The organism is Vulcanithermus mediatlanticus, assembly GCF_055385885.1.
The window spans coordinates 1,947,703-1,970,249 of the sequence record NZ_AP042385.1 but is presented as its reverse complement, the minus strand read 5'-3'; the positions used below and the strand labels follow the sequence as shown (position 1 = coordinate 1,970,249).

Here is a 22,547-nt window from a genome sequence, read left to right as displayed (position 1 = left end):
CCCCCCTTAACCATGGATCAGTGTACCAACCGTTTCTCCCTTGAGGATCTGCACCAGGGCGCCGCTTTGGAAAATGTCGAAGACCAGGATCGGCAACGCGGCTTCCATGCAGAGCGTCACCGCGGTGGGGTCCATGACCCCGAGGCCTTTGGAGAGGACCTCCATGTAAGCGAGGCGGTCGAACTTCACGGCGTCGGGGTGCTTCCTCGGGTCCTTATCGTATACCCCGTCGACCTTGTTCTTGGCCATGAGCACCGCCTCGGCTCCGATCTCGAGCGCCCGGAGGGCGGCGGCGGTGTCGGTGGAGAAATAGGGGTTGCCGGTGCCACCGCCGAAGATCACCACCCGCCCTTTTTCCAGGTGGCGCAACGCGCGGCGACGGATGTAGGGCTCGGCGACCTCGGTGATGGTCAGGGCGGTTTGGACCCGGGTTTCAAGGCCCTGGGCCTCGAGAGCATCCTGCAACGCCAGCGCGTTCATGATCGTGGCCAGCATGCCGATGTAATCGGCGGTGGCCCGGTCCATCCCAACCCCCTGACGTGCCCCGCGCCAGAGGTTCCCGGCCCCCACCACCACCGCGATCTCAGCCCCGGTCTCGGCCTTGGCCCGGGCGACTTCTTGCGCCAGCGCCCGCGTGGCTTCGGGGCGGATACCGAATCCGTTGCCGGAGAGAAACTCTCCCGAGAGTTTGAGCAGCACCCGTTTGTAGGCCATGCCTCACTCCTGACCGAGAAGAATGGGGCCCGATGGGCCCCATTCACTCCTCAGCGCCGAGCTCGAAGCGACAGAACCTTCGCACCACGATGTTCTCGCCGATTTTGGCGATGGCTTGCTTTAAGAGCTCGCCGACGGTGATCGAGTCGTCCTTGACGTAGGGCTGCTCGAGCAGCACCACTTCCTGGACGTACTTTTTGATCCGCCCCTCGGCGATTTTCTGCGCGATCTGTTCGGGCTTACCCTCGGCCAGCGCGGCCTTGATGTAGATCTCGCGTTCTTTTTCCAGCTCCTCAGACGGGATCTGATCAACCGAAACGTACTTCGGGGCCGCCATGGCGATGTGCATAGCGATGTTCTTGGCCAGCGACTGGAAGTCCTCGGTACGGGCGACGAAGTCGGTTTCGCAGTTGACCTCGAGCATCACCCCGAGCCGCTGGTTGTGGTGGATGTAGGAGACGATGAGGCCTTCCTGGGCCACGCGGTCGGCCTTTTTGGCCGCCTTGGCGGCGCCCCGCTCGCGCAGGAGCTGAATGGCTTTCTCTTCGTCCCAGCCCGCGTCCTCGAGGGCCTTCTTGACGTCCATCATGCCCGCCCCGGTGGCGGCGCGCAGCTTTTTGATGCGTTCGATCTGGCTCATTTCATGCCTCCTCGGTGGTTTCCTCTTCGCTCTCCTCGCTTCCGCTGCCGCCCTTGGCCTCGATCAGTGCGTCGGTGATGCGGCTGGTCACCAGCTGGATGGAGCGGATGGCGTCGTCGTTGCCGGGGATGATGTAGTCGATCAGATCCGGGTCGGCGTCGGTGTCGGCATAGGCGATCACCGGGATGCCCAGCTTCCCCGCCTCGCGAACCGCGATCTCCTCTTTCACCGGGTCGACCACGTAGAGCGCGTCCGGAAGCCGTTTGAGCTTCCGGAACCCGCCGAGATACTTTTGCAGGCGGTCGAGTTCCCGGCGCAGGCGCACCTGCTCCTTCTTGGGCCGGTCGTTGATCTCTTCGGACTCGAAGAGGGCCTCGAGTTCCTCAAGCCGCTTGACCCGGCTGGAGATGGTCTTGAAGTTGGTCAGCATGCCGCCGAGCCAGCGCTGGTTGATGTAGGGCATGCCCACGCGGTCGGCCTCGATCTGGATGATTTCCTGGGCCTGCTTTTTGGTCCCGACGTAGAGAATGACCCCGCCTCTGGACACGAGGTCGACCGCGAACTCGCAGGCCTTTTGCATGAGCGGGAGGGTTTTTTGCAGGTCGATGATGAAGATACCGCCCCGCTCGGCGTAGATGTACTTCTTCATCTTGGGGTTCCAGCGCTTGGTCTCGTGACCGAAGTGAACCCCGGCTTCCAAAAGCTCTTTGATCGTGATGTTACAAGCCATGTCACTCCTCTTCCGGGGGGCGTTGAGGTCGGCGTTCGCCGGGCGCTTTCGGTCGCTTCCGAGAGACACCCCCCTGCCCTCGGGACCTACCGGCGCACCGAAGGGGCATTATAGCACCAGGGCATAGGCAAGGCCAGCACGTTGACCCTGCGCCTGCGCTTTGCGTAGAATGCCCGTGGCCGCATGGGGCCGTAGCTCAGCGGGAGAGCACCCGCCTTGCAAGCGGGAGGTCAGGGGTTCAAATCCCCTCGGCTCCACCATCAAGCCCGGGCCTTTTGGCTCGGGGCCTTCCTTTACCAGGGGAGCTTTTTCGCTTCGTAGCGCAGGTAGCCGCCGCAGTCGCCCTCGCCAAAGCTCAGCTTGACCCGCACCGCTTTCAGCGGGCCCTTGTGGGTCAGGTTGATCCACAATGTGCGGGTTTTCTCGTCCCAGTAGAGCTGCCACGCCTGTTTTGGCGCCTCTTTGCAGGTTTCGGACCGGCCGTCGTTCATGCAGATCTTCACCAGGCCGATCTGGGTCTGGGGAAAGGGGAGGGCGTGCTTGAGCCGAATGCGGACCGGCTCGCCCCTTTGGAAGACGTACTTCACCTTAAGCCGCCAGTCAGCGCGGCGGTAGGGAAGGGCCAGGCGCAAAAGGCTTCCCTTGCGGAACGCTTTGAGGGGAAAGGGGTTGCCCTCGATAACGTAGACGCCGTTTGGGCAGTAGAGGGCTCCGGCGACGTCGTTGCTCGGCAGGAAGGTGATGGCGCTGGCCACGAGCAAAGCAAAGAGCGGCGGCACGGCTCAAGCATACCCCACCCCTTGCCAGGGAGCGGTGATGAGGCTAGGGTAGGGGCGTGCGAAAGTCTCAGCGGGTACGCACGCCAAGGCGTTTTAAACTCGCGTTGCATCCCCTCTAGCCGCTTGCGGCGAATGAAGTGCGGGTTCCAGGTGCAGTTCGATTGGGAGGGATGTGACGATAAAAGGAGTGCCGATGTTTGAGTTCGAGGATTACCCAGTGCCCGATGCGCGGGGGCGTTTTGGGGTCTATGGCGGCCGTTACGTGCCGGAAACCTTGATCCCGGCCCTTGAGAGGCTCGAGGCCGCTTATGAAGAAGCCAGGCAGGATCCTGAGTTCCGAGTCACCTTTGTCGAATATCTCCAGCGTTACGCCGGGCGACCGACGCCGCTTTATTTCGCCCGGAACCTGACCCGGCATTGGGGCGGGGCCAGGGTCTACCTCAAGCGAGAGGATTTGGCCCACACCGGCGCGCACAAGATCAATAACACCTTGGGGCAGGCGCTTTTGGCGATGCGGATGGGGAAAAAGCGGGTGATCGCCGAAACCGGGGCCGGTCAGCATGGGGTAAGCGTGGCCACGGTGGCGGCTATGTTCGGGCTCCGGGCGGTCATTTACATGGGAGCGGAGGACGTCCGCCGCCAGGCGCTGAACGTGTTCCGGATGGAGTTGCTCGGCGCCGAGGTGGTTCCGGTCCATTCGGGCACCAAAACCCTGAAGGACGCAACCAACGAGGCCATACGCGATTGGGTCACGAACGTCCGCGACACCTTCTACATCCTGGGTTCGGTGGTGGGCCCGCACCCGTACCCCCGTATGGTGCGGGACTTCCAGAGCGTGATCGGGCAGGAGCTCAGGGTTCAGCTCGCTGAGCTCGAGGGCCGCGAGGTCCCCGATGTCATCATCGCCTGCGTTGGCGGGGGATCGAACGCCATCGGCGCGTTCGCGCCCTTTGCCTACCGGAGCCCCCGTCCGCGGTTGATCGGCGTCGAGGCCGCGGGACGGGGTCTCGAAAGCGGCCACCACGCGGCCAGCATCAGCGCTGGCAGGCGCGGGGTGCTGCACGGGAGCTACATGTACCTCCTCCAGGACGAAGACGGCCAGATCTCGCCGGCGCACTCGGTCTCGGCCGGACTCGACTACCCCGGGGTCGGGCCCGAGCACAGCTACCTCGCCGACGCTGGGACGGTCGAGTACGTCTCGGTGACCGACGACGAGGCCCTCGAGGGCTTCCGCCTCCTTTCTCGCCTCGAGGGCATCATCCCCGCGCTCGAGTCGGCGCACGCGGTGGCGCACGCGGCCAAGGTGGTTCCCGAGATGGACCGCGACGCGGTGGTGGTGATCAACATCTCCGGTCGGGGCGACAAGGACGTTCGCGAGGTACAGCGACTCTTGCAGAAGGGGGGAGTTTTGTGAATCCCGTTCACGAAGCCTTTGCCAAGGCCGCTGGCGAGGGACGGGCCGCGGTCATCCCCTACCTCACCGCGGGATATCCCGATCCGGAGACTTTCTTATCGTTGGCCACGAGGCTTGCCCAGGTCGCCGACCTCTTCGAGATCGGACTGCCCTACTCCGACCCCCTCGGCGACGGGCCGGTGATCCAGCGGGCGAGCGAGACCGCGCTGGCGAAGGGCGTGCGGACGCAGAAGACCCTGGCCCTGGTGGAAGCGCTCGCACGCCGGGTCGAGGTGCCCCTCTTGCTCATGACCTACATCAACCCGGTGCTCGCCTGGGGGCCCGAGCGTTTCTTCTCGGCCTTCCGGGCGGCCGGCCTGGCCGGGGTGATCCTCCCCGACCTCCCGCCCGATCAGGATCCCGAGCTCGTGGCCGCGGCGAAGGGGGCGGGGTTGGAAACCGTCTTCCTCCTCGCCCCCACCTCGACCGACGCCCGGATCCGGACCGTGACCGGTTACACCACCGGGTTCGTCTACACCGTGAGCGTGACTGGGGTGACCGGGGCCCGCGATCGCTTGCCATCGGAACTCGCTTCACTGGTCCGGCGCATCAAGAGTGCGACTGACCTTCCGGTGGCGGTGGGGTTTGGCATCTCGGGACGGTCGACCGCGGCCCAGGCCGCGGCCGAAGCCGACGGTGTGGTGGTGGGTTCGGCGCTCATCCGCGCGATCGAGGCCGGCCGGGACCCGCTTGCGGTCCTGGGCGATGTCCGCGCGGGGGCCAAGAAAACGAGGTGAAGCGATGGAGCACTTTTTCATCGGCGACTTTGAGGTCTACCTGCTCACCGACGGCACCTTCTGGCTCGACGGCGGGGCTATGTTCGGGGTGGTGCCGAAGGCGCTGTGGTCCCGGATGGTCGAAGTCGATGAGCAAAACCGCATTCCCCTGGTCATCCGGCCGATGCTGGTTCGGGCGGGCGGGAAGTGGATCTTGGTCGAGACCGGGATCGACGAGAAGCCCGGGGAAAAGCACCGGAAGATCTACAAGATCGACCGTCGCCATAACCTGCTTTCCCAGCTCAACGCCCTGGGTCTTGCGCCGGATGATATCTCGGTGGTGGTCAATACCCACCTCCATTTCGATCACGCCGGGCTCAACACCGTCCTCGAGGACGGGCAGATCCGGCCCCTTTTCCGGCAAGCCCGCTACTTCGTCCAGCGCCAGGAGCTCTACGACGCCACCCACCCCCACGAGCGCAACCGGGGCAGTTACTTTCCGGAAAACGTCGAGCCGGTGCTGGAGGCCGGCCTTTTCGAGGTGGTCGAGGGAGAGGTGGAGATCGTCCCTGGATTCCGCCTCATTCCCCTGCCCGGACACACCCTGGGCCAGCAGGGGGTCATGTTGACCTCGGAGGGGGCGACGTTGGTCTACACCGCCGACCTCCTTCCCACCTTCGCGCACGTGAGCCTTCCTTACATCATGGCGTTCGATCTCTACCCGGTGACGACCCTCGAGGTCCGAAAACGCCTTTATCCCGAGTGGGCGGCCTCGGGCGCGGTCCTGGTGACGCCCCACGACCCAAAGCTCGGCCGGGCCCGACTCAAAGAGGGGCCGAAAGGTTGGCAGGCCGAACCGGTACGCTGAGGGCCATTAGGACCCGAGCCACCGCCTGAGGGTGCGGAGGTTTTCCTCGAAGGTCGAGGGGGGAACCTCGCTGATCATGGGGATCTTCGCCAGGCGGGGGTCCCGTACCAGCGCGGCCAGGGCCTCGCCGATCGCGCCTTGACCGAGGCTGGCATGGACGTCGCGGTGGCTGCCCAGAGGGTGCGGCGTGTCGTTGAGGTGAACGAGCTTCAGACGATCGAGGCCCACCCGGCGTGCCACGGCGTCGATCAAACCGGCAATCGGGTAGCCGGCCAGGTGGGCGTGGGCGGTGTCGAGGGCGAGGCCGAAAGGGGTTCCGTCGAGGATTTCCGCCAGGGCCTCGAGGCTGGCCCCTTGCCGCTTCCCGCCGCCGGCTGTGTTTTCCACCAGGAGCTGTGCTTGACTTGGCGCGAGTCGCCGGGCGAGGAAAAGCCCCTTTCGGATATTTTCGATCGAACCGCTCCCGGGGTGAACGACGACCATGTCCGCCCCCAGCATCCGCGCCTTTTCTAGGTCATCGGCGAGCGAGAAAACGCTTTTTTCAAAGAGTTCGCCGTCGGCACCGAGGTTGATGAGATAACTGGCGTGGATGATGACGGCTTCGATTCCGAGTGATTCCCGCTCGGCCCGGAAGCGGTCGGCCTCGCTTGGCGGAAGGGCTTTTTTACGCCACTGGCGGGGGCTTTTGGCGAAGATCTGTACCGCCCTGACCCCCAGCGCCTGGGCTTCCTCGAGTGCTCGCAAAAACCCCTTCGAACCGGCGATCGAAAAATGGAACCCGTAGATCATGGCAGGGTGTAAAGCCTCACCTCCGTTACGCCCGAGCGGTCGAGCCCGATGGCTCTGGCCGCGGCCCTCGAGAGATCGATGATTCGGCCCGGAATAAAAGGCCCCCGGTCGTTGATCCGCACCACCACCGTCTCACCGCTGTCCACCCGGTAGACCAGGACCCGGGTGCCGAAAGGAAGGCGCTTGTGGGCCGCGGTCAGGGCGTTTTGGTCGAAGCGTTCGCCGCTGGCGGTCGGCTTGCCGTGAAAGCCCGGCCCGTACCAGGAAGCAAGGCCCCGCTGGTAGAAGCGCGCCGCCTCGGGCCAGGGATAGGTAAGTACCTGCCCGACGCGGATTTCTGTGGACCGCAGGCCGTTGGCGGCCATCAGCGCGTCGGCGCTCACACCGAAGTAGAGTCCGATCCGAAACAGGGTGTCCCCGGGCCGGACCACGTGCTTGAGTGCCGGCGGGGCCGGTGGCCCCGCGCCGCTGGTCGGGCGCGGGGCGCAGGCGGTGAGCGAGAAGAGGAGTAGGGCGAGGGTAGAGAACCGGATCAGCGTGCGCATGCGAGAAAAAATTCACAAACCTATGGGCGTGACCTTGAGCTCAAATCCCCAGCCAACGCCCTCGGGGCCTGGGTCAGCACCCGGTGACCTTCCTCGGTGACCAGAACCAGATCTTCGACCCGGGCTCCGCCCACCCCGGGCACGTACACGCCAGGCTCGATGGTGATCACCATCCCCGGTTCGAGCACGCCGGCATCCCCCCGGCCCAGCCGGGGCCCCTCGTGAACGGCCAGACCGACGCCGTGCCCCAACGCGTGGATGAAGCGGTCTTCCAGGCCGTAGCTGGCGAGGACCTGGCGGGCCAGAGCGTCGAGCTCGCTGCCTTTGATCCCGGGGCGCACCGCCTCCAGCGCCGCGGCTTCGGCCTCGCTGACGGCGCGGAGAATTTGGGCCAAGGGCTCAGGCGGCTCGCCGAGGGCGTAGGTCCGGGTGGCGTCTGAGTGGTAGCCGCGGTAGGTCGCACCCCAGTCGATGGTGACGAGCTCGCCTTCGGCGAGCCTCCGCTCGCTGGCCTCGGCATGGGGATAGGCACCCCGCTCGCCCGAAGCCACGATGATGTCGAAGGCGGCGCCCTCGGCCCCGAGGCGCTTCATGCTGCACTCGAGCGCCAGGGCGATGTCTCGTTCGCTGGTGCCCGGCTTGAGCATGGGCAAGACTTCGGCCAGGGCCTGATCGGCGATGCGGGCGGCGGTGGCGATGGACTCGACTTCTTCGGTGCTTTTTCGGATTCGGAGGGGGCTGAGCGGATCTTCGAGGGGGACGAGCTCGGCAGGCCAGGCCGCTTGCAGGCGGCGATACTGGGCAAAACTCAAGGCGTCGGCCTCGAACCCGATGCGGCCGTTGGCGATCGCTTTGAGTGCCTCGGCCCAGTCGCGGGTCTTGAGGATCCGGTAGGGGAGAGGCGAGCCCTCGAGCTCGTTTTCGTAGAGCGGGCCGGCGAGCAGGGTGACGCCGTGCGCATCCACCCAGACCCAGGCGTCGTGTGGGTGGGCGAAGCCGGTGAGGTAGCGGACATTCTCAGGGCTGACGATGAGGATGGCGTTCAGGTCGCGCTCCGTGTGCAGCTTATAGAGCGTTTTGGCCCTTTCAGTGAAAATATTCACGAACTATTGCGCCTCCCTTCCTTCACAAACTCGAAACAGCAAGACGAACCAGCGCCGCGAAGGCCTCAGCACGCAAGCTGGCCCCTCCAACCAGCCCGCCATCCACATTCGGCTTGGCCATGATCGCAGCGAAGTTCTCCACCTTGACCGAGCCTCCATAGAGGATGCGGACGCGGGCCGCGTAATCGGCGTCAAACCTGCGCTGGAGGGCTTCGCGTATGGCAATGGACATCGCTTCGGCGTCCTCCGGGGTTGCGCTCCGGCCCGTTCCGATGGCCCAGACGGGTTCGTAAGCGATGACGAGGCGGGTGGGGTCATTTCCCGCCAATCCCTCAAGGCTAGCGAGCAGCTGATCGACCACATAGCGTTCGGCCTCGCCGGCCGACCGTACCTCTAAGGGCTCGCCCACACACACGATCGGGGTCAGCCCCGCTTCCGCCGCCCGCCTGGCCTTTTCGGAGACGAGCGAAGAGGTTTCGCCCCAGTACTGGCGGCGTTCGGAATGACCGACGACCGCGTAACGAGCGCCGAGGCCCACCAGCTGCCAGGCCGAAACCTCGCCGGTGTAGGCGCCCCAGCGGTGGGCGCTCACGTCCTGGCTCCCTACCCGAAGCCCGCTTTCCCGGGCCTTTTCGGCGACGACGGGAATTAAGGGGAAGGCGGGGAGCACCACCGCTTCCACCCCGGAAGGTGGCTCGGGCATGCTCTGGGAAAACTGCAAAAGCCAGGCCCGGGCCTCTTCCGGCGTGAGGTGCATTTTCCAATTGCCGGCGACGATCGGCGTCCTCATCGCCACCCTCCAACCGCCTCGACGCCGGGAAGCGTCCCCTTTTCCAGAAATTCCAAGCTGGCCCCGCCCCCGGTCGACACGTGGGTGAAGGCGTTTTCCAAACCGAGACGACGCACCGCAGCCACCGAATCGCCGCCACCGACCACTGTATAGGCACCCTGCATCGCGCTCACTGCCCGAGCCACAGCCAGGGTCCCGGCATCGAAGGGTGGGACCTCAAACACGCCCATCGGCCCGTTCCAAAAGACCGTCTTCGCCGGAGCCAGGGCTTCTGCGAAGGCTTGCTGGCTTTGGGGCCCGAGATCGAGCCCCATGAGCCCTTCTGGAATGTCGAACGCCTGGGCCACCTCAGTTTTAACGCCGGGCGCAATCTCGCTGGCGGCGACGACGTCTTCGGGGAGCACGATGCGTTTACCGAGCCGCTCGGCCTCGTCGAGGATCTCTCCGGCCAAGGCGATCTTGTCCTCTTCGACGAGGCTCTTTCCAACCCGTCCCCCCAGGGCTCGAATGAAGGTGAAGGCCATGGCGCCGCCAATCAAGAGGCCATCGACCTTGGGGAGGAGACTCTTGATCACCCCAATTTTGTCGGAGACCTTGGCCCCTCCGAGCACCACCCAGTAGGGGCGTTCGTAGCCCTCGAGGAGCCTCGCCAGGGCCGTGACCTCCTTTTCTAAAAGAAAGCCCGCATAGCTCGGCAGCTTTGCCGCCACGCCCACCACCGAAGCGTGGGCCCGGTGCGCGGCGCCAAAGGCGTCGAGAACAAAGGCCTCGCCGAGCCGGGCGTAGCGCTCGGCCAGGGCCGGGTCGTTTTTGGTTTCCCCCACTTCGAAGCGGACGTTCTCCAAAAGCGCGATTTCCCCTTCCCCTAACGTTCTGACCGCTTCCAGGGTCGCGTCGTCGCTGGGAAGGGTGGGCACGTGGCGGACCGGCCGGCCGATGAGTTCGGAAAGCCTCTCGGCCACGGGCGCGGTACTGAAGTTAGGATCGACCGCCTTGGGCCGCCCCAGGTGACTCATGAGCACCACGCTGGCCCCAGAGCGGCGGAGGTGCTCGATCGTGGGCAGGCTGGCCCGAATCCGCGCATCGTCGGCGACCTTGCCCCCTGCCAGAGGCACGTTAAAATCCACGCGCACCAAAACGCGCCGACCTTTTGCATCCAGATCCCCGAGCACGCGCATGGGTTCTCCTTTCATAAAGGGCGGCGCCGGGTTGCCCCGGGCGCCCCCCGGCTGGCATCGCCAGATTCACGCACGCTGCATCAGCCGCTCGACGAGGTCGGCCACGCGATTGGCGTAGCCCCACTCGTTGTCGTACCAGGCAAAGACCTTGACCATCGGGCCCAAAACCTTGGTGAGCTTGCCATCGACGATCGAGGAATGCGGGTTCCCGACGATATCGGTCCGCACCAGGTCCTCCTCGCTGTACTCGAGGATCCCCTTGAGCGGACCCTCGGCGGCGGCTTTAAGGGCGCCGTTCACCTCCTCCACCGTCGCTTCGCGACGCAAAATCGCGGTGATATCGGAGATGGAGCCGGTTGGCGTGGGCACGCGCAGGGCTACGCCGTCGAAAACGCCCTCGAGCTGGGGCAGGGTGAGCGCCGTCGCCTTGGCCGCGCCGGTGGTGGTGGGGATGATGTTGATCGCCGCCGCCCGGGCCCGGCGCAGATCCTTGTGGGGCAGGTCGAGGATTCGCTGGTCGTTGGTGTAGGAGTGAATGGTGGTCATCATGGCCCGCTCCACGCCGAAGGCCTCGTCGAGGACCTTCATCACCGGGGCCAGGGAGTTGGTGGTGCAGGAGGCGTTGGAGATGATCCGATGCTCCGGTCGGATCTGATCGTCGTTGACCCCAAGGACCACGGTAATGTCGGGGTTTTTCGCCGGGGCGGTGATGATGACGCGCTCGGCGCCGGCTTTGAGGTGTTTTTCTGCCCCTTCCCGGCTGGTGAAACGACCGGTGGCTTCAATGACCAGCCCAACCCCAAGCTCCGACCAGGGAAGCCGGGCCGGATCGGGTTCGGCGCTCACCTGGATCTTCCGACCGTTCACCACCAGGTGTGTCTCGTCGTAGTCAACCTCGCCGGGGAACCGGCCGTAGTTGGAATCGTACTTGAGCAAATGGGCCAGGGTCTTGTTGTCGGTGAGGTCATTGATAAGGCGAACTTCGATCCCGCGGTCGAGAAGGATCCGAAAGACCTGTCGACCGATTCTGCCAAATCCGTTGATGCCGATCTTCATAAACCACCTCCAATCAAATATTACGCTGCGAAGGCCTACTGTGCCGGTATCGAAAAGGCGCCCGGGGCCACCCCAGGCGCCGAAAAATAGCCCGCCCTGGAAAAGACCAGGCGGCGACCCCTTTTAGCGGATCTGACCGCTCATCAGCTTGTCCACCAGGCTCTGTGCCCGGGCCAGGGCGTCCTCGACGCTGGCCTTGCCAAGGACGGCCTGGGTAATGGCCTGGCCGAGAATATCGAAGCGAATCTGCTCCCACTGGGGAATCGCCGGTTCGAATTTGGCGTAGTTGGCCTGCTTCAAGACGGCCTCGAAGTTGGGGTCCTCGAGGACCCGGTCCTGAAGTTCGGGTTCGTCGGCGGCCGCCGGATTTACGGGAACGTACCCGGTCGACGCCGAGAAGATCGCCTGGGCCTGCGGGCTGACCACGAAGTTCAGGAAGTCGGCGGCGATCTTTTGCTGCTCGGGGCTGGCGGATTTAAAAACGATCAGGTTCGTTCCCTGCACCACCCCGTAGCCCGGCCGATCCCCGCTGAGGCCGGGAAGGGTGGCCAGCCCCAGATCGAACTTGGCCGCCTTCAGGTAATAGCGATAGCCGGCGGAGGTGTCGGTGGAAAAGCCAAAGGTGCCCTTGCCGAAGTTCTGGTTGATATAGCCGGAGGTAATCGCCTTACCCCAGCCCTCCTTGACGCTCCTGACCATCAGCGAAAGGGCTTTTCGCGCCGCTGGGGAGTCGACGACGATCTTATCGCCCTGGCGGTACTCGCCGCCAAAGGTGAAGAACCAATAACCGAAGGTCGAGGTGTCGGGCCGGAACCAGTAGACGGGGTTGCCGACCTTTTGCGAAAGCGTCTTCGCTGTGGCTACGAATTCATCGACGGTCCGGGGCACGGCGAGACCGTACTTGCTCAGCAGGTCGCGGTTGTAATAGAGCACCAGGACCGACTTATTGAAGGGCACCCCGTAGACCAGACCCCCAAAGCGGGCGGCGTTGACGAAGGTGGGGTTCAGTCCGCTAAGGTTGACGCCAAGGGCCTGCACAGGCACCACGGCGTTGGCCTCGAGGTAGAGCGCGATCTGGTTCTCGTAGGCCTGGGCCAAAACCGGGAGCTTCCCAGCGGCGAACGCGGCCTTGATCTTGGTGGAAAGGTCGCGGTAGCCGCCCTGGTTGATGGGGCGGATGCAGCCCTTGCCTTGCTCGCGCTTGTTGAACTCGATGGCCATGTTCTCCAGCGCCGTGCGCGGCGCGCCGCCCCGGAAGGCGTGCCAGAGCTCGGCGACCACCGGAGCGTCCTTGCACTGCGCCTTGATGACGTCCTCGGGCTTTTGCGCCAGGGCCATCGTCGCGACCAGCGCGGCCGCCAACCACCACTGAATCTTCATATGGATCACCTCCACCTTATTTGATACCACTTCGCGCGATCCCTTCGATGAACTGGCGTTGCGCGAAGAAGTACCCGACAATGATGGGTAGGACCACGAGCGTGGATGCCGCCATGAGCTGGCCGTAGTCGCTCCCGGCCTCGCCGATAAAGGCCTGCAAGCCAACCTGGACCGTGCGCATCTCCGGGCTCTGGGTCACGATCAGGGGCCAGAGCAGCGCGTTATAGGCGCCGAGAAAACTGAAAAGCCCGTAGGTTACAAGGCCGGGAACCGCCAGCGGCAGGGCGATGCGAAAGAGCATGGTGAAGTGACTGGCGCCGTCGATGCGGGCAGCCTCGAAGATATCCTGGGGGAGGGCCAGGTAGAACTGGCGCAAAAGGAAGATTCCAAACACCGAGGCCAACCAGGGGACAATCAGGGCGTAGAAGGTATCGAGCCAGCCGAGCTTGGCCAGGAGGATGTAATTGGGAATCAGCAACACCTCGCCCGGCACCATCATGGTGGCGATGAAGAGGAGGAACACCCACTCCCGGCCGGGAAAGGGGATGCGGGCAAAGGCAAAGGCCGCCATGGCGGCGATGAAGAGCCCGATGGCAACCTGGGTGCCGGCCGAAACGAAGGAGACGTAGAAGTAGCGGGAAAACGGTGCCGCGTGCCAAGCCTCCCGGAAGTTGTGGAAGACGTAACCGAAGATACCGGGGGCGATGTTGTCCCACTCCAGCCGCCAGTAGCGCCCGACCGAGCGGACCGCGTCCGGTGCCAGCGCCGGGGTAAAAGCCGCGTAGGCCTTGGGGATGAAGACCACCGCCGGCAGCTGGTCAAAGTCCTGGTCCGACGCGTTGGTGAAGGTAATCTTCACCCCGCCGTCGGTGCGGAGCACCTGGATTTTGGTCTTTGAGCTCCTGGGATCGGAAAAAGCACCCGGGGGTTTGGGAACCCTGGCCCGGGGCAGGGGGCCGTCGCCCTTTAGGGCAATAAAGAGCGTCACCTGCCGCCCCTTGGCAAAACCACCCCACCAGGGGTTTCCCCCCTCGGCGCCAAGCGCAAACGCGGCCCGCCAGTTTTGGGGTTTGGCCCGCTGGGGCACCCATACCGGCTCTGCTTGCTGCGCTTCCTGGGCGCTTTTGATGCTGGTGGTGAGCATCCAGTAAAAGGGGAATCCCATCAGCACCGCTCCCCCGGTGAGGACCATGTAAATCAAAACGCGCGCCAGCCGGAGACGAAGCCTATTCACCGTAGGTCACCCGCTTTTCCAAAACCCGCTTCTGGATGAGCGTAAACACCAGGATGAGCACGAACACCACCACCGCGATGGCCGAAGCGTAGGAGAAGTCGGAATCGCGAAAGCCCTTGTTGTAGAGGTACATGGTCACCGTCAGCGTATCGTTCAAAACCCCACCCGTAGGCGTCATGACGTAGACTTGGGTAAAGACCTGGAAGGCTCCGATCAGGCCGATAATGGCCAGGAAGAAGGTCGTCGGGGACAAAAGCGGCCAGGTGATGTGCCGTTGCAGCTGCCACCAGGAGGCCCCATCGATCATGGCCGCCTCGTAGTACGAGCGGGGGATCGACTGCAGGCCGGCCAGGAGAATCACAACGTTATAGCCGAGCAGGTTCCACACGCTCATCGCCATCACCGCCACAAAAGCCACGCTGGGACCGGCGAGAAAGCCCTCGAGGGTAAAACCGAGCCGCTTCGCCGCCAGGGCGAAGATACCGTCGGGGGTGTTCAACCAGTCGAACCCCGGCGTCCCCAAAAGCCAGTTGAGCACGCCGAACTCCGGGTGGTAGATCCACATCCATACCGCCGCGGCCGCGGTCAAGGCGGTGATGTAGGGCAGGAAGTAGAGCGTGCGGTAAAGCCCCAAAAAGCGCACCTTCTCGTTGAGCAAGACCGCGATCACCGTGCCCAGGATGATTCCGGTGGGGACGGTGAAGAGCACATACCAGAAGGTGTTTTGCAGGGCTCGCCAAAAAAGAGGGTCGGAGAAAAGGATGCGGTAGTTGTTGAGGCCGACGAACTGGCTTTTGGTCACGAAGCTCACCCGATCGAAGAGGCTGATGTAGAAAGCGAAGAAGCTGGGCAGGATGTTCCACACCAAGACCAGCGCCAGGGCCGGCCAAACGAAGCTCCAGCCCCAGAAGGCGGCCGCCGCCCGCTCGGGCAGGCGTTCGCGCAGGGCAGCGTAGGCTAGAAACGCGCTGGCGACGACACCGAGTGCGGCATACGGCGTGAGCGGCCAGAACAGGCCCACCCCCGCGAGGAGCGGGATCAACCGCCTTTTGCCCGCGGGCATGATGCCAACACCGATCAGCCCCAGGCCCGCCGCCAGCAGGGCCAAAAACCAGGCCAGCCCCTGGGTGAGGGCGCCGTCGAGCCCCACCCGAGCGGCCAGCGCCGCGAGCATCAGGAGAACACCGCTGCCCTCGAGGGCCGGCAACCAGATTGTTCGATCCACCTTCACCGGGTTCAGAGTATACCGGCTTAGAATATGTCCGTGGTCATGGAGAACCGCCGGGCGCGGCGAGACTACGAGATCCTGGACACCTACGAGGCGGGGATCGCCCTGCGCGGAACCGAGGTCAAGGCGCTTCGCGCCGGCCAGGTGGACTTTACCGGCGCCTTCGCCCGCTTTCAGGGCGACGAGCTGTGGCTGGAAAACCTCTACATCGCGCCTTACGAGAAGGGGTCCTACACCAACCACGATCCCCGGCGTCCCCGTAAGCTCTTGTTGCACCGTCACGAATTGAATAAGCTCCGCGGACGGGTGGAACAGCGGGGGCTGACACTGGTTCCGCTCAAGATCTACTTCAACGAGCGCGGGTATGCCAAGCTGTTGCTCGGGCTCGGGCGCGGGCGCCGGGCCTACGAGAAAAAGGAAGTCGACAAGAAGCGGGCCATCGAACGGGAGATCAAGGCGTGGTACGACTGATGCAATGGCACGGGCGTCTTCGCGTGGCCGGCGCGGTGCTGCTGGCGGCCTTGAGCCTGGCCATGGCCCAACCCGAAAAGCCGCTCCTCGTGGGCAGCACCCAGCTCCAGGCCAGCTATCCCTTAGACCTCGGCGTGTCCTATACCCCGGCCCGGCCCTTCGCCGAGGCCCTCGGCCTTGGGTATCTCGAGTCGGAGGGGGACGTCTATCTCATCCTCGGCGCCCGGGGCCTGCGCATTCCCATCCTCCCCACCGCCAAGGAAGCGGTCCGCGCCGATCCCCCCGCCGCCTTCGTCGAGGAAGGCCGGACCATGATTCCGGTGAAACGCGCCGCCCTGGCCCTCGGCGCGACCTACGTGGGGAGCGACGCGGGGTTACGGGTGAGCCTGCCCCCGGCCCGATTTCTGGGCCAGGTGCTGGTGACCCGGGAAACCCAGGACCGGCTGACCCTGGCCTTTTCCCGTGACGTGAACGTTGTCGCCGAAGGTCAGGGGCGATTTTTGATCCTGGGGGCGCGGGGCGAGGAGGCCTTAGTGTCGCTCAGCGGGTACCATCTCTTCGGCCTGCAGATCAGCGATGCGGCCGGTGAAGGCGGTATGCGCTTCAGCCTGCTCGGCGCCGAGGGCGTCCCCGTTCGCTTCGGGCCGATGCCGAAAGGCCTTTGGGTCGAGGTCGGGGCGCCCCTGCCAAAAGCAAAGACCCCCCGGGTCGTCCTCGACGGGGGGGTTGGGGCCTACAGCCAGAGCCTCGCTGCCTGGCTCGCTGACCGGTTGCGCCAAAGCGGCATCCAGGTTGAGGTGCTCTCCCCAGAGGCCAGCCTGCGCGACAAGGCCTCGAGGATCACCACCGCCGACGTTTTCCTCTCGCTCGAAACCGCCAAAACCACGACCGTCTACACCTACCGCAAACGCGGCCAGGCCCTGGCGCTGGCGTTCGTGCAAAACGCCCGCCGGGCGATCGCCGACCAGACGGAGGTGGGAGACCTTTCGGAACAGGTGGCCCCGGAAGCGGCCTCGCTTGATCTTGCCCAGCGCCTGGCCCAGGCACTGGGCGCGACGCAGGGTCGGGCCGAGGTGGCGCTCCTGGCCTTCGTGGCCAAGGCCGGGGCGTACCTCGAGGTCGACCCCCAAAAACCGCTCGCGGAGGTGGGGGCCAAGATCGTGAGCGCAATTCTCGACGTGATCGGGGGGACACGATGAAACGCTACCTCAGCTGGATCAACCTCGTCGGCGCCGCGCTTTTCCTCGTCGGCGGGCTGGTCTTCTACCTGGGGAGCCGGCTCCCTCGCGAGCGGCTGGAAAACCCGCCCCAGATCGTGGTCGGCGCCGAGAAGGCTCCCGAGCGCGTTCGGGTGGCGCTCTATTTCGCCAAGCCCGATGGCAGCGGTTTCGTCCTGGAACGGCGCGAGGTGGCGCTTTCGCCCGGTGAAGACCGCATCAACCGGGCGCTGGCCGAGCTCGCCAAGGGGCCGACCCGAGACGGGGCGCCGGTGATTCCGCCGGGGGAGCCGCCCCCCAGGGCGTTTGAGACCGAATCGGTGATCTACATCGACCTCCCAGGACGCTACCGCCAGCTCGGATTCGGCGTACGGGGGGAGACGCTCTTGCTCTACGGCCTTGCCAACACCGCGCTCGCGAACTCGAACGCCCAGGAGGTCCGTTTTCTCGTCGACGGTCAACCCCAGGTGGCCCTTAAACACCTCTCGCTCGCCGACCCCATACGCCGGGCACGCTGACACCCTATGCGAATCGAGCGACTTATCCTTTCTGGCTTCAAATCGTTCGCCGACCGGATCGAGATCGAGCTCTTGCCCGGGGTCACGGCGATCATCGGTCCCAACGGCTCGGGAAAGTCCAACCTCATCGAAGCGATCCGTTTCGCGGCCTCGGCCCGGGCGAGAAAGCTCCGCAGCCAGGGCCACCAGGACCTGATCTTCCAGGGAAGCGCCGATCGCCGGGCCGCGGGCTTTGCCGAGGTCACGCTGGAAATGACTGGCGAGACCCCGGTCGTGGTGCGGCGCCGGGTTTATCGGGACGGTCGGCAGGAAGTGACGCTCAACGGCCAGCGTACGAGCCTGAAACAGGTGGCGCTGGCGCTGGCTGGAAGCGGCCTCGGCCCGGGCGGGGCGGCGATCATCGGCCAGGGGGAAGTGGCCCAGGTGGTCGAGGCGCCACCCGAACGTTTGCGCGACGCGCTGGTCGAGGCGGCCGGTCTCTCCGGGGTCCGGGCTTCGGCCGAAGACGCCTGGGTTCGCCTCGAGGCCGCCCGGGAACGGCTCTCGGCGCTGGAAGCGGCGCTTTCGCAAAAACGCGAGGCGCTCTCAAGGCTCATGCGTGAAGCCGAGGAGGCCCGTCGCGTCCGGGCCCTCGAGGCCGAGCGGCTCGCGGTGCGGCGGGGGCTGCTGCAGCACAAAGAACAGCAGGCGCAGGTGGCCTTTAAGAAAGCCAAGGAAGACGCCGAACGGGCTCGCGACAAAGCCGCCGCCCTCGAGGCGCGAGCGCGCGAGATCGTCGAGGAAGCCCAGCTGATCAGCGCCCGTAGGGAGGCTCTGCGCGCCCAGCTGGGTCAGTTCGCCGAGGCCCGGGCCCGCCTCCATGCTCAGCTTGAGGGCCTCAAAGCCCAGCACTCGCTCGCCGAGGATCACCGGAGGCTGCTTGCGCGCTCGTTGGCGGAAATCGAGGCCCAGCTCGCCCGACTGCCCAAAACCCCGCCCACGCCGCCCGAAGACCCGCCCCCAGCCGACGATGAGACCGCCTTACGGGAGCGCTTCAAAGCGGTCCGGAAGGCCCTCAAAAAGGCCGAGGCCGACTTCAAACGGGCGGAAGGGCGCTATGCGGCCTACCTCCGGGCCAAGAACCGCTACGAGATTGAACTCGCGGACTACCAAAAGCGCAAGGCCGAAGCCGAGGCGCTCGACCGCCGCCTGGCCGAGGCCAGGACCCGCCTGACCGAGGCCAACGAGGCCTACGCCCAAAAAAGTGCCGAGGCGGAAGAACTCGCCCAGGCCATTCGCCGCCTGCAGGCGAGGAAGGAACGCCTCGAGGCCGAGCACAGAGCCCTGGAAGCGGAAAAGCGGCGGTTGGTGGCGGCCTTGGACGAGGGCCGGGGGCTTGCCGAAGGGCCCCGGCGCCTGCTCCAGGCCGGGCTGCCCGGAGTCTTGGGCAGCGTGGCCGGGCTGCTCGCCCTGCCACCGGAGCTGGCCCCCGCCGCCGAGGCCGCGCTCGGGGGTCGGCTTTCCTGGATCGTGGTCGAGGACGAATCGGCACTCAAGTCGGCACTGGCCTGGCTTTCGCAAAAAGGACTCCGCGCCACCGTGCTGGCCAAGACCCTGGCCCGGCCACCGGCGATCCGCCCGGTCCCGACCTCGCCCGGCATCGAGGGCCTCTTGCGCGACTTCGTGCAGGTGCCGGGAGAGGATACGCTGACCCGAACCTTGCTCCGCGAGACGCTCCTGGCCCGGGACCTCGACGCCGCCCTCGCGCTCTTTCGACAGTCGCCCCGTCGCATCGTGACACGACGGGGTGAGCTGCTCGAGCCCAGCGGGGCCGTCAGCGGCGGCCGTGCCCGCAAACACGGCGTTTTGCGGGAAAAATCACGCCTGGCCGAGGTGGAGGAGAAAATCGCCGCCACCGTTTCGGCCCTGAGGCCGCTGATCGAGGAACTGGCAACGCTCGAGCGCCGGCGCTTCGATCTCACGCCGCTGCGCCAGGAGATCGAAGCGATCCGGGCCGAGGTGCGCTACCTCGAATCGCAACGCAAGCGCCACCGGCCGGGAACGCCACCGGCCCCGCCCCAACCGCTGCCCGCCCCGTCTCGCGAACCGCTCCAGCGCCTCGAGGCCGAACTCGCCGAGATCATGCAGGCGCTGGAATCGGCCTCGCGGTGGCGCGCCTACCGGGAGGCGAGCGCGGCCTATGCCCAGCGACCGGGCCTTCTCGAAAAGAAAGGCGAACTCGAGGCCGAGCTGGCGGAGGCCCAGGCCAAGGCCGGGGCGCTCAAAAAGCTGGGGGATCGGCTCTCGTCGTCGCTGGCAGCGCTCTCGGCGCTGGAAAACCAGGCCAGGCGCGCGCTCTCGGAGTTGACGAAGGCCAAAGAGGTCTTAAAGCAAAGGGCATCGGCCTTGGAGCGGGAACACCTCGACCTCAAGGCGGCGGCCGAGAACGCGCGTCTGGTCATGGCCCGCCAGGAGGTGATCATCGAGGCGACAGGGAGCGAGCTGGCCGCCCTCCCCCCGGGCCCGGCCTCGCCGGGCGGGAAAAAGCGCCTGCGGGAGATCGAAGCGGAGCTGGCCGAGATCGGGGAAGTCAACTTCCGGGCCGAGCAGGCCCTGAAGGCCCTCGAGGCCGAGGTCGAGGGGCGTCTCGCCGAGTACCGGGAGGCCCAGGCGGCCACCCAACGCCTCGAGGCGTTTCTCTCCGAGGTCAAAAAGGAGTTCGAGGACCGGCTGGCCCAGGCCGAGCGCACCCTCGGTCAGCGCTTTGCCAGCTACACCCAACGACTGCTCTCGGGCCGGGGCGAACTGCGACGGGAAAATGGGGGGCTCAGCCTGCTGTTGGCCCCGGGCGGCAAGCGGGTTCGCCGGCTGGGCTTGCTCTCGACCGGCGAGAAGACGATGGGGGCGCTGGCGCTCCTCTTCGCCCTGGCCGAGGTCCGGGAAGGGGGGCTCCCCATCGCGCTGCTCGACGAGGTGGATGCGGCCCTTGACGAGGCCAACCTGGTTCGTTTCGCCAACTTCCTCAAGGATTTCAAGGAGAACCGGCAGATCCTGCTCGTGACCCACCAGAAGCGGACCCTCGAGGCCGCCGACGCCATCGTGGGCGTGACCAGCGTCGGCGGAGTGAGTCGCGTCTACACCCTCGACCGCCAGGCCACCGCCTGAGGGTTCAGACCGGTTCCGGGTCGTCCTCGAGTTCGTCGATGAGCGCCCTGAGGTCGCCGAGGTCCATCTTGGCGTAGATGGCGCTGGTGTTCACGCTCTTATGCCCCAAAAGCCGGGCGGTGAGGTGCAGGTCTTTGGAGGCCCGGTAAAACCGGGTGCCAGCCGTGTGGCGCAGCATGTGCGCCCCGTGGTATCGGGGAGGAAACCCGAGCTCGAGGTAATAGCGGTTCAGCCGTTTTCGGACCATATCGGCGCTCGTGCGCTGGCCGCGGGCCCGGCGCCCGCCGACGTTCACGAACACCGCGCGCACCCCGGGCGCGGCAAACCCCGCCCGAAGCGCGAGCCAGCGTTCGAGGTCGGCGACCACCCCTCGCGAGAGCGGCACGCTCCGTTGCTTGCCCCCCTTGCCCTGGCGGATCACCAGCAGTCGCTCGCCGAGGAGCAGGTCCTCGAGGTCGAGCCCCACCACCTCGCTCACCCTCAAGCCAGCCTCGCCCATCAGCCGGACCATGGCCCGGTCGCGCACGCTCGCGGCGTCGTCCCCCGAAAGCGCCTTGAGCAGCTGGCGGTAGAGCGAAAGGGGCAGGGCCGGCCGCCGCTCCTCGGGCGGGGTGGGGTCGCTGGGGGCACGGACCCCCTCGGGAACCTCGGCAATGGCCCCCGCCCAGGCCAGCGCGCGGTAGAAGGCCCGGACCCCTGCCAGATAGGTCTGCACGGTGGTAGGGGAGAGGGGGCCTGCGTTCTCGCGCAAATGTCCCCCGATGGCCAAGAGCTCGCTCACCCAGCGGTCGAGGTCGTCGGCCGTTGCCTTCAGCAGGTTGACCCGTGGTCCCCGCGCCCCCGCCGGCCAGGCCCAGGCCAAAAAGTCCCGCACGCCGACCCGGTAGGTGCGGAGGGTGCGGGGGCTGGTGGCCGATTTTTTGCGGCCTTTGAGCCGGAGGTAGACCTCTAAGAGTTCCAAAAGCCGCGCTTCGTCCCGATCCGCCGCCGCCCGGACGGCCTCGAGGCGGCGCTTTTGGGGGTCATACCAGTTCGGAAGCGGGGCCAGCACAGCCTTACTTTAACGCGAATAATCGAGCCACCGTTGACCCCGGCGCCACTTGGGGGTTGACTATCGGGGTATGGTTGCGGTCCTTTCGGCGGCCCTGCTCTGGGGGCTCGGCGGCACCCTGGCCAAGGTCTTCATGCAGAGCGTACCCCCCGGGGTGCTGATCCCCTTGCGCTTTGTGCTGAGCTTTGCCATCCTCGCTCCCGTTCTCATTCGCAACCGGCCTCGGGGCGAGGCGGGGCGCTTGGTGCTGGTCGGCCTGGCCCTGGCCGGGGCCCAGGCGTTTTATTACCTGGCGATCGATGCCACCACCGTGGCCACGGGAATCTTCCTGCAGTACCTGGCTCCGGCGCTCCTCACCGTCTACGCCCTGAGCCAGGGCGAGCGCATCCTCCCCAGGGCATTCGCGGGGGTCGCCCTGGCCCTCTTCGGCGCCTACGTCTTGGTCGCCGGCCAGGTCGGGCTTTCGATCAACCCGCTCGGGATCGGCTACGGCCTGCTCGCCGCCTTTTCCTTCGCCGCCTACGCCCAGCTCTCGTCGCGTTTGAAAAGCCCGCCGCTCGTGGCCCTGGCCGTGGCCACCGGCGTCGGCGCCCTTTTCAGCGCCCCCTGGCTGATCCTGAACCAAGGGCCCCTCCGATCGCTCGGCCTTGCCGACTGGAGCGGCGTGCTCTACCTGGTGACGCTGGGAACGGTCTTGCCTTTTGCCCTCTTTCTCTACGGGGTCCGCCAGCTGAAGCCCCGCGTCGCCACCTTGCTCGCCATGCTCGAGCCGGTGGCCGGGGCGCTCTTCGCCGTCCCCCTGGCCCATGAACCGATCACCCTGTGGACCACGCTCGGCGGCGGGCTGATCCTGCTCGGCGTTTGGCTCAACACCGAGCGGCGCTGACCCGCGGGGGCTGGCCTCCCGAAGCTAATTCGTGTTAATACTCCTTAACGCGAATTT

The 22,547-nt window shown here is 65.8% G+C and carries 22 protein-coding genes and 1 tRNA gene; 9 read left to right on the top strand and 14 right to left on the bottom strand.

Annotation, left to right across the window (positions count from 1 at the left end):
* Window positions 1-6: 6 nt before the first annotated feature.
* The 3 genes from pyrH to rpsB are packed head-to-tail and all read right to left on the bottom strand — an operon-like array spanning window position 7 to window position 2,084.
* Window positions 7-714, bottom strand: coding sequence for a UMP kinase (gene pyrH / locus ACZ5BT_RS11175; RefSeq protein ID WP_464884663.1), 708 nt, complete (start codon window positions 712-714; stop codon window positions 7-9).
* 43 nt (window positions 715-757) lie between these two features.
* Window positions 758-1,354 (bottom strand): translation elongation factor Ts, encoded by a 597-nt coding sequence (tsf, locus tag ACZ5BT_RS11170; RefSeq protein WP_464884662.1) that lies wholly within the window; start codon window positions 1,352-1,354, stop codon window positions 758-760.
* Window position 1,355: 1 nt separating this feature from the next.
* Entirely contained in the window at window positions 1,356-2,084 is a 729-nt protein-coding gene (gene rpsB / locus ACZ5BT_RS11165) for a 30S ribosomal protein S2 (RefSeq protein ID WP_464884661.1), read from the bottom strand.
* 185 nt (window positions 2,085-2,269) lie between these two features.
* On the opposite strand from rpsB, the gene ACZ5BT_RS11160 reads away from it, so the two are divergent.
* A tRNA-Ala gene (locus ACZ5BT_RS11160) sits at window positions 2,270-2,344 on the top strand.
* 33 nt (window positions 2,345-2,377) lie between these two features.
* Here ACZ5BT_RS11160 and ACZ5BT_RS11155 read toward each other — a convergent pair.
* On the bottom strand, window positions 2,378-2,863 hold the full coding sequence (locus ACZ5BT_RS11155) for a hypothetical protein (protein WP_464884660.1): 486 nt from the start codon (window positions 2,861-2,863) through the stop codon (window positions 2,378-2,380).
* A gap of 193 nt (window positions 2,864-3,056) precedes the next feature.
* Between ACZ5BT_RS11155 and trpB the strand changes: the two genes are divergently transcribed.
* Genes trpB through ACZ5BT_RS11140 form a run of 3 tightly spaced genes read left to right on the top strand, consistent with a single transcriptional unit; the run spans window position 3,057 to window position 5,900 of the window.
* On the top strand, window positions 3,057-4,277 hold the full coding sequence (trpB, locus tag ACZ5BT_RS11150) for a tryptophan synthase subunit beta (RefSeq protein WP_464884659.1): 1,221 nt from the start codon (window positions 3,057-3,059) through the stop codon (window positions 4,275-4,277).
* Window positions 4,274-5,053 carry a tryptophan synthase subunit alpha gene (gene trpA / locus ACZ5BT_RS11145; RefSeq protein ID WP_464884658.1) on the top strand — a complete coding sequence of 260 codons (780 nt, stop codon included), beginning with the start codon at window positions 4,274-4,276 and terminating at the stop codon, window positions 5,051-5,053. The genes trpB and trpA overlap by 4 nt, the downstream gene beginning before the upstream one ends.
* A 4-nt stretch (window positions 5,054-5,057) precedes the next feature.
* The gene (locus ACZ5BT_RS11140) at window positions 5,058-5,900 is read left to right on the top strand and encodes an MBL fold metallo-hydrolase (RefSeq protein ID WP_464884657.1); all 843 of its coding nucleotides are present in this window, start codon (window positions 5,058-5,060) and stop codon (window positions 5,898-5,900) included.
* A 6-nt stretch (window positions 5,901-5,906) separates the two neighbouring features.
* On the opposite strand, the gene ACZ5BT_RS11135 is transcribed toward ACZ5BT_RS11140, so the two are convergent.
* From ACZ5BT_RS11135 to ACZ5BT_RS11095, 9 genes are all read right to left on the bottom strand, one after another.
* Window positions 5,907-6,689 carry a deoxyribonuclease IV gene (locus ACZ5BT_RS11135; protein ID WP_464884656.1) on the bottom strand — a complete coding sequence of 261 codons (783 nt, stop codon included), beginning with the start codon at window positions 6,687-6,689 and terminating at the stop codon, window positions 5,907-5,909.
* Window positions 6,686-7,234, bottom strand: coding sequence for a septal ring lytic transglycosylase RlpA family protein (locus ACZ5BT_RS11130; protein ID WP_464884655.1), 549 nt, complete (start codon window positions 7,232-7,234; stop codon window positions 6,686-6,688). The genes ACZ5BT_RS11135 and ACZ5BT_RS11130 overlap by 4 nt, the downstream gene beginning before the upstream one ends.
* A gap of 20 nt (window positions 7,235-7,254) precedes the next feature.
* A complete protein-coding gene (locus ACZ5BT_RS11125) occupies window positions 7,255-8,337 on the bottom strand; it encodes a M24 family metallopeptidase (RefSeq protein WP_464884654.1) in 1,083 nt (360 codons plus the stop codon).
* Window positions 8,338-8,359: 22 nt separating this feature from the next.
* A complete protein-coding gene (tpiA, locus tag ACZ5BT_RS11120) occupies window positions 8,360-9,127 on the bottom strand; it encodes a triose-phosphate isomerase (RefSeq protein WP_464884653.1) in 768 nt (255 codons plus the stop codon).
* Window positions 9,124-10,305: a phosphoglycerate kinase gene (locus ACZ5BT_RS11115; protein WP_464884652.1), complete on the bottom strand. Its 1,182-nt coding sequence runs from the start codon at window positions 10,303-10,305 to the stop codon at window positions 9,124-9,126. Before ACZ5BT_RS11115 ends, tpiA begins: the two co-directional genes overlap by 4 nt.
* 66 nt (window positions 10,306-10,371) lie before the next feature.
* A complete protein-coding gene (gap, locus tag ACZ5BT_RS11110) occupies window positions 10,372-11,361 on the bottom strand; it encodes a type I glyceraldehyde-3-phosphate dehydrogenase (protein WP_464884651.1) in 990 nt (329 codons plus the stop codon).
* A gap of 123 nt (window positions 11,362-11,484) precedes the next feature.
* Window positions 11,485-12,741 (bottom strand): ABC transporter substrate-binding protein, encoded by a 1,257-nt coding sequence (locus tag ACZ5BT_RS11105; RefSeq protein WP_464884650.1) that lies wholly within the window; start codon window positions 12,739-12,741, stop codon window positions 11,485-11,487.
* Between the two features lie 16 nt (window positions 12,742-12,757).
* Complete coding sequence (locus tag ACZ5BT_RS11100) at window positions 12,758-13,906, bottom strand: carbohydrate ABC transporter permease (RefSeq protein ID WP_464885827.1); 1,149 nt, start codon at window positions 13,904-13,906, stop codon at window positions 12,758-12,760.
* A gap of 61 nt (window positions 13,907-13,967) precedes the next feature.
* The gene (locus ACZ5BT_RS11095) at window positions 13,968-15,149 is read right to left on the bottom strand and encodes a carbohydrate ABC transporter permease (protein WP_464885826.1); all 1,182 of its coding nucleotides are present in this window, start codon (window positions 15,147-15,149) and stop codon (window positions 13,968-13,970) included.
* A gap of 84 nt (window positions 15,150-15,233) precedes the next feature.
* On the opposite strand from ACZ5BT_RS11095, the gene smpB reads away from it, so the two are divergent.
* From smpB to ACZ5BT_RS11075, 4 genes are read left to right on the top strand one after another with little or no spacing between them, the layout of a single operon-like run.
* The gene (gene smpB, locus ACZ5BT_RS11090) at window positions 15,234-15,674 is read left to right on the top strand and encodes an SsrA-binding protein SmpB (protein ID WP_464884649.1); all 441 of its coding nucleotides are present in this window, start codon (window positions 15,234-15,236) and stop codon (window positions 15,672-15,674) included.
* A complete protein-coding gene (locus ACZ5BT_RS11085) occupies window positions 15,662-16,873 on the top strand; it encodes a hypothetical protein (protein ID WP_464884648.1) in 1,212 nt (403 codons plus the stop codon). The genes smpB and ACZ5BT_RS11085 overlap by 13 nt, the downstream gene beginning before the upstream one ends.
* The gene (locus ACZ5BT_RS11080; RefSeq protein ID WP_464884647.1) at window positions 16,870-17,409 is read left to right on the top strand and encodes a GerMN domain-containing protein; all 540 of its coding nucleotides are present in this window, start codon (window positions 16,870-16,872) and stop codon (window positions 17,407-17,409) included. The genes ACZ5BT_RS11085 and ACZ5BT_RS11080 overlap by 4 nt, the downstream gene beginning before the upstream one ends.
* 6 nt (window positions 17,410-17,415) lie before the next feature.
* Window positions 17,416-20,553 (top strand): AAA family ATPase, encoded by a 3,138-nt coding sequence (locus ACZ5BT_RS11075; protein WP_464884646.1) that lies wholly within the window; start codon window positions 17,416-17,418, stop codon window positions 20,551-20,553.
* A gap of 4 nt (window positions 20,554-20,557) precedes the next feature.
* On the opposite strand, the gene ACZ5BT_RS11070 is transcribed toward ACZ5BT_RS11075, so the two are convergent.
* A complete protein-coding gene (locus ACZ5BT_RS11070) occupies window positions 20,558-21,604 on the bottom strand; it encodes a tyrosine-type recombinase/integrase (protein ID WP_464884645.1) in 1,047 nt (348 codons plus the stop codon).
* A 70-nt stretch (window positions 21,605-21,674) separates the two neighbouring features.
* Between ACZ5BT_RS11070 and ACZ5BT_RS11065 the strand changes: the two genes are divergently transcribed.
* The gene (locus ACZ5BT_RS11065) at window positions 21,675-22,490 is read left to right on the top strand and encodes an EamA family transporter (protein ID WP_464884644.1); all 816 of its coding nucleotides are present in this window, start codon (window positions 21,675-21,677) and stop codon (window positions 22,488-22,490) included.
* Window positions 22,491-22,547 lie beyond the last annotated feature (57 nt).